The sequence below is a fragment of the Sphingomonas sp. genome, from assembly GCF_035490575.1.
Classification (GTDB): domain Bacteria; phylum Pseudomonadota; class Alphaproteobacteria; order Sphingomonadales; family Sphingomonadaceae; genus Sphingomonas.
In genome coordinates, this window is sequence record NZ_DATJLI010000159.1 from 1 (window position 1) to 13,736 (window position 13,736).

A 13,736-nucleotide genomic window follows, 5' to 3' on the forward strand; every position below is an offset into this window, starting at 1 on the left:
CCCGCCGATCAGCACCGTTTCCGGGTCGATCAGGCAATTGACCGCAATCAGCGGCTGCACCAGCGCGCGGGCCGATTGTTCGACCCAGGCCTGCACCTCCCGCGCGACGGCGGGATTGCCCTGATCGGGCGAGCGCACGCTGGCCCCGTGCAGGTCCGCCGCGTCGAACCGCCGGGCCAGGCCCGCCAGCGACACGAGGTTCTGAAGCGGCACCTGTCGCCCGGCCCCGTCATCGACGTTCAGAAAGCCGATTTCGCCCGACCGGCCATTGGCGCCGCGATCATAAAGCGAATTGACCACCAGCCCACCGCCCAGCGCATAGGTGATGAGAAGATAGAAGAAGCTGCCATAGCGCTGGCCCAGCCCGAACTGCATCTCACCGATCGCGGCAGCGGCGGCATCGTTCTCGACCCAGACCTGCAGGCGACTGACGTCGGCGAACAGCGCCGCGACATCGGTTTCGGCCCATTGGTCATACCCCGCCGGGCGACCCGGCAGGTCGACCTCACCGATCTGATCCGGCAGCGCGACACCGACCCCGGCCAGTTGCTCGCGCGCGATGCCGGCGACCGCCAGCAGGCGATCGATCTCCTCACGATAGAAATCGCGCACGTCATGCGGCAGGGGGAACGCCATGTCACGGCTGATGCGTGCGCGCACCGCGCCACCGAAATCGACCGCGACGAGGGTCAGGTGGTCGCGGTCGATATTGACCCCGATCGAACAGGCGCCTTGCGAATTGATCGCCAGCCGGACGGCGGGCTGTCCCCGCGCACCGCGCCGCTGGCCCGCGCGCACAAGCAGTCCCTCGTCAAGCAGGCGATTTGTGATGTTCGTGATCGTGGCATGCGTCAGCCCCGTCACCGCGGCAATGTCGGCGCGAGTGACGGTGCCGTTCACGCGAATGGCGTGGAGGACGACGCGTTGGTTATGTTGGCCGGCATGTTCGATATTGGCGCCTGCGAGCAACGAAGGTTTGTCACGCCAGTCCATCAATTTCCTTTCGCGGCCCGCATGTCGCCGGCCCAGCCGTCGCCATTATCATCGTCGCATTCAAGAGAAAGCGCAAAGGGCCGCTCCGACCGTTACCAGGGCGTCGAGGTTGATCCACATACAAACCTGCGTAGCGTCCGCAGCGCTTCCGATTGGCAGGCATAGTGCAGGGGCAGTCCGAGCCGGAACTGGCCAGGGGTGTTGCGCCGGTATTCATGTCCAGCGACCCTGCGCGTGCAATAGCACTTTCGAAAGCATTGGTTCTTGCGATGTTTCCAGGACCGCAAGCGCATGGCCGCATGAATATTCTGACCTATTTTCCCGACAGGAGGTGAACCCATGAAGCTCTGCCGCACCGGCCCCATTGGCCAGGAAAAACCCTGCCTTGTCGATCATGACGGCAATCTGCGCGACCTGTCGGGCATCATCGCCGATCTGGACGCCGCGACGCTCTCGCCCGACGGTCTGAACCGGCTGGCGGCGATCGAACCCACTTCGCTCCCGCTGGTAGAGGGTCGCCCGCGTTACGGCGTGCCGGTCGCGAACACGCGCAAGTTCATCGCCATCGGCCTCAACTATGCCGACCATGCCGCCGAGTCGAACCTGCCGATCCCGCAGGAGCCGGTGGTGTTCAACAAGTGGGTCAGTTGCCTGTCGGGACCGAACGACGATGTCGTGATCCCGCGCGGATCGACCAAGGCCGACTGGGAAGTCGAACTGGGCATCATCATCGGCTCCCCCGCGCATGATGTCAGCGAGGCCGACGCGATGGCGCATATCGCGGGTTATTGCGTGGTGAACGACGTGTCCGAACGCCACTGGCAACTGGATCGCGGCCCGACATGGGACAAGGGCAAGGGCTTCCCCACCTTCGGCCCGGTGGGTCCGTGGCTGGTGACGCGCGACGAGGTGCCCGATCCGCAGGCGCTGGCGATGTGGCTGGAAGTGAACGGCCAGCGTGTCCAGGACGGCAACACCGCGACGATGATCTTCGGCGTCGCGCACATCGTGGCTTATTGTTCGCGCATCATGCAGCTTGAGGCGGGCGACATCATCACCACCGGCACGCCGCCCGGCGTCGGCATGGGGCAAAAGCCCGAACCATGGTTCCTGAAACCGGGCGACGTGATGGGACTGGGGATCGAGGGGCTGGGGCAACAGCGCCAGACCTGCGTCGCCGCGCGTTGACGGCGGCGGCGGCGCCAACGCTTCGCCTAACCCTGTCCGCTGCCTTGCCAATGCCGTTGCAGGGCGCGGGCGATCAGGCTGGAAAAGCCGGGACGGACGAACAGCCAGTCACGGATCATCGGACCGGGCTGGGCGCCGATCACCCGCTTGTATCCGCTGTCGCCTGCGCCCCAATCGACCCGGTCGATGCCGCGCGCCTGCGCGTCGACCAGGTTGCGGTAATAGAGCAGCTTGCCCGGCGAATGCTTGGCAAACGCCGGGTCATAGCTGTTGGCGATCGCATATTTCAGCGTGCCGCAATCCAGGTCGAAGCTGAACGCGGCCGGTCGCCCGTCGACGTGCAGCATCGCGGCGTTCATCATGTCGGCCAGGACCGGGTCCGCCGCCGCGCGGCGCCAGAAAGCGCCGTGGCCGGCATCGGTGAACTTGGCGTCGCGCCCGTCGGTGCGCTCGGCGATCCAGCTTGATTTCTCGACCACCGCCAGATCATCGAAAGCCGTGTCGCGCCAGCCCGAACCGCGCACGAACGACCAGTCGAGCGCGCCGTGCCCGGCCAGATGCTTTTCGTGGAATCGGTTCTTCTTGAGCGTCGAATTGCGCGGGAACGGCCCGTCACTCGCCTGCGCCGCCATGTCGAGCAGGAAGCTGGGCGCAACGTCACGCGGCATGGCGCGCCACCCGCGCGACGCCGCACCCGCGCGCAACAGGGCAAGCGCCGGATCATCGTCATAGACCGGCCCGATCCTGAGCGCGCGAAACCGCTGACCCAGCGCGTCGAGCAGCGCGTCGCCCGCATCCGCGCCCGCATCCGCGGCAACGGGAAAACTTCGCATCGGCCAATAGCAGCCCGGCACCGCGCCCAGCCGCAGCACCGGCGGCCCCATCGCCACCACGGGCAGCGCGGCAAGCGGCGCGTCCTCCCGCAGCACGGTAAAGGTGCGCGCATGGCCGCCATAAGTCGCCAGCGCCGCCGCGAACCAGCCATAACGCAGGAAGCGGTGACTGGGCCGCGCGCGCTCGGCAACGGTGTCGATCGTGGACGACAGGCCGACCACCGCCTCGACCAGATGGGCGGGCGGCAGGCGTTCGAAATCGGCAAGCAGCATCGGCTTGGTCATGGGGGCGGGCATAGCGCCGAACCCTTACCAAGCCATCCATCATTGCTCATTCTACCGCATTGGCGCCCGGTGGCGCCGGGCCTGTCCCGGCCGCGGCGGCTGCGCCGCCTTGCTCCCGCGCCGCCCACGCCCTAGAGGCCGCGCGTCCGTCATTTGGAGCCTGCCCCATGTCCGATCAGATCAAACGCGTCGTCCTTGCCTATTCGGGTGGTCTCGACACCAGCGTGATCCTGAAATGGCTGCAGCAGACCTATAATTGCGAGGTCGTGACCTTCACCGCCGATCTGGGTCAAGGCGAGGAACTGGAACCCGCCCGCGCCAAGGCCGAGCTGATGGGCGTGCGGCCTGAACATATCTATATCGACGATCTGCGCGAGGAATTCGTCCGCGATTTCGTGTTCCCGATGATGCGCGCCAACGCGCTATACGAGGGGCTGTATCTGCTCGGCACCTCGATCGCGCGGCCGCTGATTTCCAAGCGCCTGATCGAGATCGCGGCCGAGGTCGGCGCCGACGCCGTGGCGCACGGCGCGACCGGCAAGGGCAACGATCAGGTCCGCTTCGAATTGTCGGCCTATGCCCTCAATCCCGACATCAAGGTCATCGCACCGTGGCGCGAATGGGATCTGACCAGCCGCACCGCGCTGATTGCCTTTGCCGAGGCGCACCAGATTCCGGTGCCCAGGGACAAGCGCGGCGAAAGCCCCTTTTCGACCGATGCCAACCTTCTGCACACCTCGTCCGAGGGCAAGGTGCTTGAGGACCCGTGGGACGAAGTGCCCGATTACGTCTACTCGCGCACCGTCAATCCCGAAGATGCGCCCGACGCGTCCGAATATATCGAGATCGATTTCGAGCGCGGCGACGGCATTGCGCTGAACGGTCAGGCGATGTCGCCCGCCACGCTGCTGGCGGCGCTGAACGAGCTGGGCCGCAAGCACGGCATCGGCCGCCTCGATCTGGTGGAAAACCGCTTCGTCGGCATGAAGTCGCGCGGCATGTATGAAACGCCGGGCGGCACCATCTATGCCGCCGCGCATCGCGGGATCGAACAGATCACGCTGGATCGCGGCGCCGCGCATCTGAAGGACGAGCTGATGCCGCGTTATGCCGAGCTGATCTATAACGGCTTCTGGTTCGCGCCCGAGCGCGAGATGCTGCAGGCCGCGATCGACCACAGCCAGGACAAGGTGACGGGCACCGTCCGGCTGAAGCTGTACAAGGGCAATGCCTATATCGTCGGGCGCAAGTCGCCGCACACGCTCTACAGCGAAAAGGTCGTGACGTTCGAAGACGATGCGGGCGCATATGACCAGCGCGACGCGGCGGGCTTCATCAAGCTGAACGCGCTTCGCCTGCGCCTGCTGGGCCAGCGCGGACAGCATTGATCGCCGCCGCTGCCCCGGTTTTGCGCCGGGGCGGCGGCGCGCTCGTCAGATACCCCCTTCGTCCATGCTCAGCAGCGTGGCATTGCCGCCCGCGCTGGTCGTATCGACCGATACCGCGCGCTCCGCACAGAAGCGCGGCAGATAGTTCGGCCCGCCCGCTTTCGGTCCCGTCCCCGACATCCCTTCCCCGCCAAAGGGCTGCGATCCCACGATCGCGCCGATCATCGAGCGGTTGATATACAGGTTGCCGATCCGCGCATGTTGCTCGGCCAGTTCGGCCGAGCGCGCGATGCGGCTGTGCAGGCCCATGGTCAGGCCGAACCGCTTGGCGTTAACCCGCTCGATCGTGTCCACCAACGCACCCGCCTTCCACGTCGCAACGTGCAGCAGCGGCCCGAACCATTCGCGGTCCAGATCTTCGATCGCATCGAGGCCGATCAGCGTCGGCGGCACGAACAGGCCGTCTTCGGGCACATCGACCGTCGCGATCCAGCACGGGCGCTTGGTCTCGCGATAGCCCATCAGCCGGTCATAGGCGTCGCGGTCGATCACCGGCGGCACGTCAACCGCGGGGTCGCCCGGATCGCCGACGATCAGCGTTTCCATCGCGCCGCGCAGCATCTCGAGGATCGTCGGCGCGACCTCTTCCTGCAACAGCAGCAGCCGGAGCGCCGAGCAACGCTGTCCGGCCGATCGGAACGCGCTGGTGATGACGTCGACCACGACCTGTTCGGGCAGTGCAGTGGAGTCCACGATCATCGCGTTCACGCCGCCCGTTTCGGCGATCAGCGGAATGATCGGACGTTCGTCGTCGGCCAGCACGCTATGCGCGATCCGCTTGGCCGTCGCGGTCGATCCGGTGAAGGCGACGCCCGCGATGCGGCGGTCCGAAATCAGCTCCGCCCCGACATCGGCCCCGCCCGTCACCAGCGAATAGGCGTCGCGCGGCACGCCTGCTTCATAGGCGAGTTCGACCGCGCGGCGCGCGATCAGCGGCGTCTGCGGCGCGGGCTTTGCGACCACGGTGTTGCCCGTCACCAGCGCGGCGACATTCTGGCCGGTAAAGATCGCCAGCGGGAAGTTCCAGGGCGATACCGTCGCCCACGTGCCACGCCCCTCAAGCCGCAATTCGTTGCGCTCGCCCGTCGGCCCCGGCAGCGCGCGCGGCGGCAGCACACCGCGCGCCTGCATCGCGTAGTAGCGACAGAAATCGGCCGCCTCGCGGATTTCGCCCAGCGCATCGGGAATCGTCTTGAACGCTTCCTTGACGCACAGCGCCATCAGTTCGATGCGGTTTTCTTCCAGCAGGTCGGCATAACGCTCCATGATCGCGGCGCGTTCTTCCACCGGGCGGCGGTCCCATTGCGGATAAGCGGCCTGCGCGCGCGTCACCGCCTCATGAACAGCATTGTCCGAAGTCGTCCACGCCTCGATCGCGCGCTTGCCGCGTCCGCTGGCGCGGCGCGGATTGGCATGAACCGCATCGGTGCCGCGATTGTCGATCGGCGTGTCGGCAATCGCCCTTGCCGTGTCGGCCAGGATCGCGCGATCGGCCAGGTCGATACCACGGCTGTTCCGCCACGCCCCCATCAGGTCGATCGGCAGCGGGATCGACGCGTGGCGCGCCCCGCCCACGGCAGCGACCTTTTCGACCGGATCGGCCAGCAGTTCCTCGTCGCTCAACCGTTCGTCGGCCAGTTGGTGGACGAAAGACGAATTGGCCCCGTTCTCCAGCAACCGGCGGACCAGATAAGCCAGCAGGTCGCGGTGTCCGCCAACCGGCGCATAGATGCGGCAGTGATAGCCCTCCTCGCGGACCAGCCGTTCATACAGCCCCTCGCCCATGCCGTGCAGCCGTTGAAACTCGAAATCACGACTGTCGCCCGCCCATTCGAGGATGGTGGCAACCGTCAATGCATTGTGGCTGGCGAAAGCGGGGCGGATATGGCACGCCTCCAGCATATCGCGCGCGCAGGCCAGATACGACACATCGGTCGCCGCCTTGCGCGTGAACAGCGGGTAATCCTCCAGTCCTTCGACCTGGGTGCGCTTGATCTCGGTATCCCAATAGGCGCCCTTGACCAGCCGAACGTTCATCACCCGGCCCAGATCGTCGGCCCAGTCGATGACCGGCCGCGCGCGCTTGCCATAGGCCTGCACCGCCATGCCGTAACCGTCCCAACCGCGCAGTTCGGGACGACGCGCGACTTCGCCGATGATGTCGAGCGACATTTCCAGCCGGTCGCTTTCCTCCGCATCCACGGTCAGCGCGATACCCTGCGATGCGGCCTCCGAGGCCAGTTGCGCCAGCATGTCGGTCAGTTCGGGGACGCACCGATCCCAGTGCGCGACTTCATATCGCGGATGCAGTGCCGACAGTTTGACGCTGATCGAATGACCCGATTTCGGATCGTTGCCGACGGCACGGATTGCGTTGAAATAGGCTTCGAAATAGCGTTCGGCGTCCGCGCGGGTGCGCGCCGCTTCGCCCAGCATGTCGAAGCTGGCGGTAAAGCCCTTGTGCTCCGGCCGGGCCATGCGTTTCTGCGCTTCGGCAATGTTGCGGCCCATGACGAACACTTCGCCCATCAGCCGCATGGCAGCGCCGACAGCCTGACGCACGAACGGCTCGCCCGCGCGGCTGATGAGCCGCTTCAGCGCGCCGCCGCCCTCGCCCACCACCGCACGACCGACAACCAGCCCCCAGGTCGCGGAATTGACGAACGGTGATCCCGACTTGCCGGTATGCGCGCGCCAATCGGCATCGCCCAGCTTGTCGGCGATCAGCAGGTCGGCGGTTTCGGGGTCGGGCACGCGCAGAAACGCCTCCGCGAGGCTCAGCAGCGCGATGCCCTCGGACGAATTGAGCCGATATTCCTGGAGAAACTGGTTCACCCAGCCGCGGTTCTGCGCCGCACGCAGATCGGCAATCAGCCCGGCAGCATGATCCAGCACCCGCGCGCGCGAATCAGAACCCAGCCGCGCCCGCTCCATCAGCGGTTTTAGAACATCGGGTTCGCTCGCGCGGTGAAGTTTTGCCAGCGCATCATGGGCGGGTGACGTTAGGGCCATCTGCATTTTCGTTTTTCCGGTCAAGAAGGCCTTGCGAGCGCACCCGCGCGGCCACTAGATGATGCGCGCGCTATGCGCCAAACGCCGCGGAGAGGGAATGCCCGTCACCATCAGCGAACGCGCCAGCCAGATCGGCGTGACCTGCACGTCCGACTGGGTGACGGTCGATCAGGCGATGATCGACACCTTTGCCAACGCCACCGGCGACGATCAGTTCATTCATGTCGATCCGGTTCGTGCCGCGCAGACCCCGTTCGGGGGCACGATCGCCCATGGTTTCCTGACGCTGTCGCTGATGCCGATGCTGGCCGCACGCACGCCGGGCCTGACGATCGACGGCGCGCGGATGGGCGTCAACTATGGCGGCAACCGCGTCCGGTTCCTCACGCCCGTTAAGTCGGGCGCGCGCGTGCGCGGTCATTTCAAACTGCTGGCACTTGCCGAGAAGCGGCCCCGCGAATGGCAGCAGACCACCGAGTTCACCGTTGAGATCGAGGGCGAGGTAAAGCCCGCCCTGATCGCCGAATGGATAAGCCTGATCTTCATCTGACCAGCGAGAAGGATATACCATGCGCTCCGCAGTCATTGTCTCCACCGCCCGCACACCCATTGGCCGCGCCTATCGCGGCGCGTTCAACAACCTGCCCGCGCAAACGCTGGGCGCGAGATCGGTCGAGGCCGCCGTTCAGCGGGCTGGGCTCGACGGGGCCGAGGTCGATGACGTCATCATCGGCGCCGCCCTGCAACAGGGGCACCAGTCGACGAACGTCGCTCGCCAGATCGCGCTGCGCGCCGGTCTGCCCGTCACGGTTGCGGGCATGTCGGTCGACCGTCAGTGCGCCAGCGGCCTGATGGCGATCGCCACCGCCGCCAAGCAGATCATGGTCGACAATATGGACGTGGTGGTCGGCGGCGGCGTCGAATCCATCAGCCTTGTTCAGACGCCCCAGATGCGGATCGCCCCCGACCCCGAATTGCTGGCGATGCACAAGGATGTGTATATGCCGATGCTGCAAACCGCCGAAACCGTGGCAAAGCGTTACGGCATCAGCCGCGAGGCGCAGGACGCCTATGGTCTCCAGTCGCAGCAGCGCACCGCCGCCGCGCAGGCCGCCGGCCGGTTCGATGACGAGATCGTGCCCGTCACTGCGACGATGAACGTCATGAACAAGGAGACGAAGGAAGTCTCGACCCGCGAAGTCACGCTGGACAAGGACGAGGGCAACCGGCCGGATACCAGTGCGGAGGGTCTGGCCGCGCTGCAACCCGTCATTCCCGGCGGCGTCATCACTGCCGGCAATGCCAGCCAGTTGTCGGACGGCTCATCGGCCAGCGTGCTGATGGAGGAAAGCGCGGCCGCCAGGCGCGGCCTGACGCCGCTCGGCCGCTATGTCGGCATGGCGGTGGCGGGCACCCAGCCGGACGAGATGGGCATCGGCCCGGTCTATGCGATCCCCAAGCTGCTTGAACGCTTCGACCTGAAGATGGACGATATCGGGCTGTGGGAGCTGAACGAAGCGTTCGCGGTGCAGGTGCTGTATTGCCGCGACAAGCTGGGCATCCCCGACGAGCTGCTCAACGTCAATGGCGGCGCGATCTCGATCGGCCATCCTTACGGTATGTCGGGCGCACGCATGACCGGCCACGCTCTGATCGAAGGAAAGCGGCGCGGCGCGAAATATGTCGTGGTGACGATGTGCGTCGGCGGCGGCATGGGCGCCGCCGGGTTGTTCGAGGTCCTGTAACGCCCGGTCGGGCGGTGCATCAGATCGCGACGCGCCGCCCGAAACCGCCCGCGGGCTTGCGCGCGACCAGCGGATTCGCCTCACGCTCCAGCGCGGTCAGCGTGCGATTGAACAGCGGGCGCAGCGCGACCACCTGTTCCAGCAGCATGTCGGGCGCATCATGGCGTTCGACGCAATCGCGCGCGGTCATTTCGACCGCTTCGGCTAGGTCGCCCAGCGTATCGGCGCCGAACTGACGCGCTTCGCCCTTCAGCGTATGGGCGGGCACGACCAGCGCGGCGGCCGAACGCGCGCGCATGGCGGCTTCGATCGCATCGACCGACTTCAGCCCGTCCTCGCGAAAATAGCCAAGGATACGGGCGAAGTTCGCGCCAAGCTCGGCACGCGCCTGTGCATAGCTTGACCAGTTCACCAGCGATCGGTCCTCGACCGACATCGTCATTTCCTGTCTCCTGCCCTGCGCCCCCCAGGGTCCGTTGCGAATAATAAGCGTTCGAGAGTAAAGGAGAGGTTACGACGTGACGGGACCGATATGGTATCTGTTGTCATAGATCACTTTAAAATCAAGACCTTGGGCGCCTGCCAACGCAGCAAGCTCACGCGCGGCGGCGGGATCGTCGGCAAGGATTTCGATCGGGGCACCCTCGCGCAGCGCCCGCGCCGCCCTGAGCGCCGGCCAGGGACAGCGAAGGCCGCGCGCGTCCACCCGAGTCATGGGTCGAACGGGTTCTTCGGCGCGCGAAGGTGCAGGCGAACGGGCACCGCCCCAAAATCGAACTCGCGCCGCAGCCCGTTGATGAGATAGCGGCGATAGCTTTCGGGCAAGAGGTCGACGCGCGTGCCGAACAGCACGAAGCTGGGCGGGCGGGTATTGTTCTGAGTGATGTAGCGCGGCTTGATCCGCTTGCCGCCGGGTGCGGGCGGCGGATTGGTTTCGATCGCGCGTTCGAACCAGCGGTTGAGCGATCCGGTGGACACGCGGCGGCTCCATGCCTCGCGCGTTTCGAACGCGACCTTCAACATGGTGTCCAGCCCCTTGCCCGTCGCCGCCGATACGGTCAGCAACGGCACGCCCTTGACCTGTGCCAGCCCGTCGTCCAGCGCGCCCTTGACGCCGTTGAACAGCGATGATGCGTTTTCGGCGACATCCCATTTGTTGAGCACGATCATGATCGCGCGCCCTTCGGCAATCACCTTGTCGGCGATTTTCAGGTCCTGCCCCTCAAGTCCCTTGGTCGCATCGAGCAGGATCACCACCACCTCGGCGAAATCGATCGCGCGCAGCGCATCGGCGACCGACAGTTTTTCCAGCTTTTCCTGAACCTTGGCGCGCTTTCGCATCCCGGCGGTGTCGATCAGCCGGACACGGCGGCCCTGCCATTCCCAGTCGACCGCGATCGAATCGCGCGTGATCCCCGCTTCCGGCCCGGTAATCAGCCGGTCCTCGCCCAGTAGGCGGTTGATGAGTGTCGACTTGCCCGCATTAGGCCGCCCGACAATCGCCAGCTTGAGCGGCGCGTCCGGCGCATCGGGGTCCTCGATCTGGGCTTCGAGGTCGGGGCGGTCGATGAACGGGCGCAACGCGTCGAACAGGTCGGCAATCCCCTCCCCATGTTCGGCCGACAACGCGATCGGATCGTCAAATCCAAGCGCCATCGCTTCATAGATGCTCGATTCGGCCAGTCGCCCCTCGGCCTTGTTCGCGGCAAGAATGACCGGCAGGTCGGCGACGCGCAGCCAGCGTGCGACTTCCTCGTCCAGCGGGGTCAGGCCCTGGCGCGCATCGACCAGGAACAGCGCGACATCCGCCTCACGCAACGCCGCTTCGGTCTGCTGGCGCATCCGGCCGGGCAGCGTGGCGGCATCGTCCTCCTCGAACCCGGCGGTGTCGATGACGCGGAAGTCGCAGCCCAGCAGCGTCGCATCGCCTTCGCGGCGGTCGCGCGTCACGCCGGGCTGATCGTCGACCAGCGCCAGCCGCTTGCCCACCAATCGGTTGAACAGCGTCGACTTGCCGACATTGGGACGCCCGATAATGGCGACGGTGGGAAGCGGCATGGCGGACTTTCGTGACAGGGCAAACGGGAACGCGCGGCCGGTTTAGCGGATCGGCGCCATAAACGACAATCCCGCCCCCGCCGGGCCGGCGGGAACGGGATTGCGGATCAAGGTAACGGCGGCCTAGCGATAGGCGCTCAGTTCACCATCGTCGCTAAGGGTATAGAGGGTGTTGTTGGCGACCACCGGCGGCAGCGTGAACACGCGCTTGGTCTCGATCCGCGCGCCGACATTGCCGTCGGCGGGATTGACCGCCGCGATCGTCCCTTCGGAACTGAGCGCCCACAACCGGTTGCCCGCCAGAACCGGACCGACCCAGCTGATCGGTCCCTTCTTGCTCTTGGCGTTGCGCCAGCGGCCGAGGTCGCCGATCCAGCGGACCCGGCCCGTGCCGCGTGCCATCGCCAGCATCCGACCCTCGTTATCGACTACGAAAAGCCACTCGCCCGCCACCCATGGCGTCGAGATGCCGGCGATATTCTGTTCCCAGATCCGCTGGCCGCTGACAATTTCAAGGCTGACCATGCGTCCGCCCTGGCCGACCGCGAACACGCGGCCCTGATCGATCACCGGCTCGGCATCGATATCGGCCAGTGCCGACACCGATGTCGACATGCTGGTGCGCGACAGGCTGTCACCCCACAGGGTTCGCCCGTTTTCGTAACGATAGGCGTTCAGTTCACCCGACGAGTAACCGGCGACCACCGTGCCCTGCGCCACGGCGGGCGCGGCGACACCGAACACGCCCTGCGTCTCAAGGCTGCCCGACTGTGTCCACACGGTCTTGCCGTCATCGGCGCCCAGCGCGAACAGCTGATTGTCCTGACTGATGACGAACACATTACCAAGCGCGACGCCGGGCGCACCGCGCAGCGGGCCGCCGGGCTTGGCGCGCCAGATCTCACTGCCGTCGGCGACGTTCAGTGCGACCACATCGCCCAGGCCATTGGTGGCATAAAGCCGCTCGCCCTCGACACTCACACCGCCGCCGAAACGGGCGGGGGCGTTGTTGTCGCCCTTTGCGGTTTCGACGCGCCAGATGGTCGCGCCCGTCGCCGCGTCGATCGCATGGACCGCGCCGTCGACATCGGACACATACAGCCGACCATTGGCCACGACCGGCGCCGCGCCCAGCCGGACGCGGGTATTGCCGCCCGGAATGCGGATCGACCAGGCCCGGCTCGGCTGATCGGCCAGTGCCAGATGCCCCATCGACTTGGACGGGCTGCCGCCGGGCTGGGTCCAGGCAGTGTTGGCGACGGCGGCGGGTAACAGCACGTCCTGACCGGCCAGCGCCTCGTCCACCTCGGTTCCCGTCTCGGCAACCAGGATCGGCACGCGCTTGCCCAGAACCGGCGTCTTCTTGTCGCCGCCATTGAAGATGCCGCAACCACCAAGCGCGGTCAGCGCCAGCGCCGCGAGCGGCAACGTCAGCTTGTTGTTCATTCGGCCTTCTTCTTTTCCTGTGCCGGTTCGGTCACGGCATCGACGCCAAGTAGCCCGGCCATCTGAACCGCGCGTTGACGGATCGTTTCAGGCACATTTTCAGTGCCGGCGATTTCGCCGAACAGCTTGCCCGCGTCGGCCGGCCTGTTCATGCGGACATAGGCGACCGCGACCATTTCGCCCGCGCTGCCGAACCAGGCGCTGTCCTTGACGGCAAGACCCTTCAGCCGGTCGACCACCTGCGCAGGGGGCAATGTGTCATATTCGGCTGCGGTCTGTCGGATCAGCGCCAGATCGCGATAGGGCCGCGCCAGCGAGGTATCGGCAGCGATCCCCGCAAACTTGGCGGCAGCGCCCTTGAGGTCGTCGTTCTTGAGCAGCACATCGCCTTCGACGAAGCGGGCCATCGCACGATAGCCCTCGACATCGCTGGCCGCCAGTTCGGCCAGCGGCGCCTTGACGGCGTCGGTGCGGTCGGCGGCAAGGTCTTCGAGCACCTTGTCATAAGCAACGCCCTGTTCCCCGGCCTGCACATTCTGGCGATGCTGCCAGTAAAACCAGCCGCCCAGCGCCACCAGCGCCAGCACCACAACGACCGCGACGATGCGGCCATAGCGCGTCCAGAAGCCCATCAACTGGTCGCGACGCAGTTCCTCGTCCACCTCGCGCATGAAGACTTCGTTATTCTGGGGGGTAAGCGCCAAGACAAGCTCCGTGGATAGCCGAAC

12 protein-coding genes are annotated in these 13,736 nt (G+C 66.1%); 4 read left to right on the forward strand and 8 right to left on the reverse strand.

Going from position 1 to position 13,736, the window contains the following annotated elements:
- A partial coding sequence (locus VL973_RS11950) for an ROK family transcriptional regulator (protein WP_325284249.1) occupies window positions 1–993 on the reverse strand: 993 nt, incomplete at its 3' end.
- A gap of 339 nt (window positions 994–1,332) precedes the next feature.
- Between VL973_RS11950 and VL973_RS11955 the strand changes: the two genes are divergently transcribed.
- Window positions 1,333–2,181 carry a fumarylacetoacetate hydrolase family protein gene (locus tag VL973_RS11955; RefSeq protein WP_325284250.1) on the forward strand — a complete coding sequence of 283 codons (849 nt, stop codon included), beginning with the start codon at window positions 1,333–1,335 and terminating at the stop codon, window positions 2,179–2,181.
- Window positions 2,182–2,207: 26 nt separating this feature from the next.
- Here VL973_RS11955 and VL973_RS11960 read toward each other — a convergent pair whose 3' ends face one another.
- On the reverse strand, window positions 2,208–3,299 hold the full coding sequence (locus VL973_RS11960; protein ID WP_325284251.1) for a GNAT family N-acetyltransferase: 1,092 nt from the start codon (window positions 3,297–3,299) through the stop codon (window positions 2,208–2,210).
- A 167-nt stretch (window positions 3,300–3,466) separates the two neighbouring features.
- Between VL973_RS11960 and VL973_RS11965 the strand changes: the two genes are divergently transcribed.
- The gene (locus VL973_RS11965; protein ID WP_325284252.1) at window positions 3,467–4,687 is read left to right on the forward strand and encodes an argininosuccinate synthase; all 1,221 of its coding nucleotides are present in this window, start codon (window positions 3,467–3,469) and stop codon (window positions 4,685–4,687) included.
- Window positions 4,688–4,732: 45 nt separating this feature from the next.
- On the opposite strand, the gene putA is transcribed toward VL973_RS11965, so the two are convergent.
- Window positions 4,733–7,759: a bifunctional proline dehydrogenase/L-glutamate gamma-semialdehyde dehydrogenase PutA gene (putA, locus tag VL973_RS11970; protein ID WP_325284253.1), complete on the reverse strand. Its 3,027-nt coding sequence runs from the start codon at window positions 7,757–7,759 to the stop codon at window positions 4,733–4,735.
- A gap of 97 nt (window positions 7,760–7,856) precedes the next feature.
- On the opposite strand from putA, the gene VL973_RS11975 reads away from it, so the two are divergent.
- Together VL973_RS11975 and VL973_RS11980 are read left to right on the forward strand one after the other, a co-directional pair.
- Complete coding sequence (locus VL973_RS11975) at window positions 7,857–8,309, forward strand: MaoC family dehydratase (RefSeq protein ID WP_325284254.1); 453 nt, start codon at window positions 7,857–7,859, stop codon at window positions 8,307–8,309.
- A gap of 19 nt (window positions 8,310–8,328) precedes the next feature.
- Window positions 8,329–9,504, forward strand: coding sequence for an acetyl-CoA C-acyltransferase (locus tag VL973_RS11980; RefSeq protein WP_325284255.1), 1,176 nt, complete (start codon window positions 8,329–8,331; stop codon window positions 9,502–9,504).
- A gap of 19 nt (window positions 9,505–9,523) precedes the next feature.
- Here the strand turns inward: VL973_RS11980 and VL973_RS11985 are convergent, their stop codons facing one another.
- From VL973_RS11985 to VL973_RS12005, 5 genes are all read right to left on the reverse strand, one after another.
- Window positions 9,524–9,940, reverse strand: a complete 417-nt coding sequence (locus VL973_RS11985) for an Hpt domain-containing protein (protein ID WP_325284280.1) — start codon at window positions 9,938–9,940, stop codon at window positions 9,524–9,526.
- Between the two features lie 75 nt (window positions 9,941–10,015).
- A complete protein-coding gene (locus tag VL973_RS11990) occupies window positions 10,016–10,219 on the reverse strand; it encodes a sulfurtransferase TusA family protein (protein WP_325284256.1) in 204 nt (67 codons plus the stop codon).
- A complete protein-coding gene (der, locus tag VL973_RS11995; RefSeq protein ID WP_325284257.1) occupies window positions 10,216–11,562 on the reverse strand; it encodes a ribosome biogenesis GTPase Der in 1,347 nt (448 codons plus the stop codon). Before der ends, VL973_RS11990 begins: the two co-directional genes overlap by 4 nt.
- A gap of 123 nt (window positions 11,563–11,685) precedes the next feature.
- Complete coding sequence (locus tag VL973_RS12000; RefSeq protein ID WP_325284258.1) at window positions 11,686–13,008, reverse strand: outer membrane protein assembly factor BamB family protein; 1,323 nt, start codon at window positions 13,006–13,008, stop codon at window positions 11,686–11,688.
- Window positions 13,005–13,712: a tetratricopeptide repeat protein gene (locus VL973_RS12005; RefSeq protein ID WP_325284259.1), complete on the reverse strand. Its 708-nt coding sequence runs from the start codon at window positions 13,710–13,712 to the stop codon at window positions 13,005–13,007. Before VL973_RS12005 ends, VL973_RS12000 begins: the two co-directional genes overlap by 4 nt.
- Window positions 13,713–13,736: the final 24 nt, after the last annotated feature.

What these genes read in the sequence shown, in the direction of transcription:
- VL973_RS11980 (WP_325284255.1), top strand. Translation starts at nt 8,329, where the DNA reads ATGCGCTCCGCAGTCATTGTCTCCACCGCCCGCACACCCATTGGCCGC.
- VL973_RS11985 (WP_325284280.1), bottom strand. Translation starts at nt 9,940, where the DNA reads ATGTCGGTCGAGGACCGATCGCTGGTGAACTGGTCAAGCTATGCACAG.
- VL973_RS11990 (WP_325284256.1), bottom strand. Translation starts at nt 10,219, where the DNA reads ATGACTCGGGTGGACGCGCGCGGCCTTCGCTGTCCCTGGCCGGCGCTC.
- VL973_RS11965 (WP_325284252.1), top strand. Translation starts at nt 3,467, where the DNA reads ATGTCCGATCAGATCAAACGCGTCGTCCTTGCCTATTCGGGTGGTCTC.
- VL973_RS12000 (WP_325284258.1), bottom strand. Translation starts at nt 13,008, where the DNA reads ATGAACAACAAGCTGACGTTGCCGCTCGCGGCGCTGGCGCTGACCGCG.
- der (WP_325284257.1), bottom strand. Translation starts at nt 11,562, where the DNA reads ATGCCGCTTCCCACCGTCGCCATTATCGGGCGTCCCAATGTCGGCAAG.
- VL973_RS11955 (WP_325284250.1), top strand. Translation starts at nt 1,333, where the DNA reads ATGAAGCTCTGCCGCACCGGCCCCATTGGCCAGGAAAAACCCTGCCTT.
- VL973_RS11960 (WP_325284251.1), bottom strand. Translation starts at nt 3,299, where the DNA reads ATGACCAAGCCGATGCTGCTTGCCGATTTCGAACGCCTGCCGCCCGCC.
- VL973_RS11975 (WP_325284254.1), top strand. Translation starts at nt 7,857, where the DNA reads ATGCCCGTCACCATCAGCGAACGCGCCAGCCAGATCGGCGTGACCTGC.
- putA (WP_325284253.1), bottom strand. Translation starts at nt 7,759, where the DNA reads ATGGCCCTAACGTCACCCGCCCATGATGCGCTGGCAAAACTTCACCGC.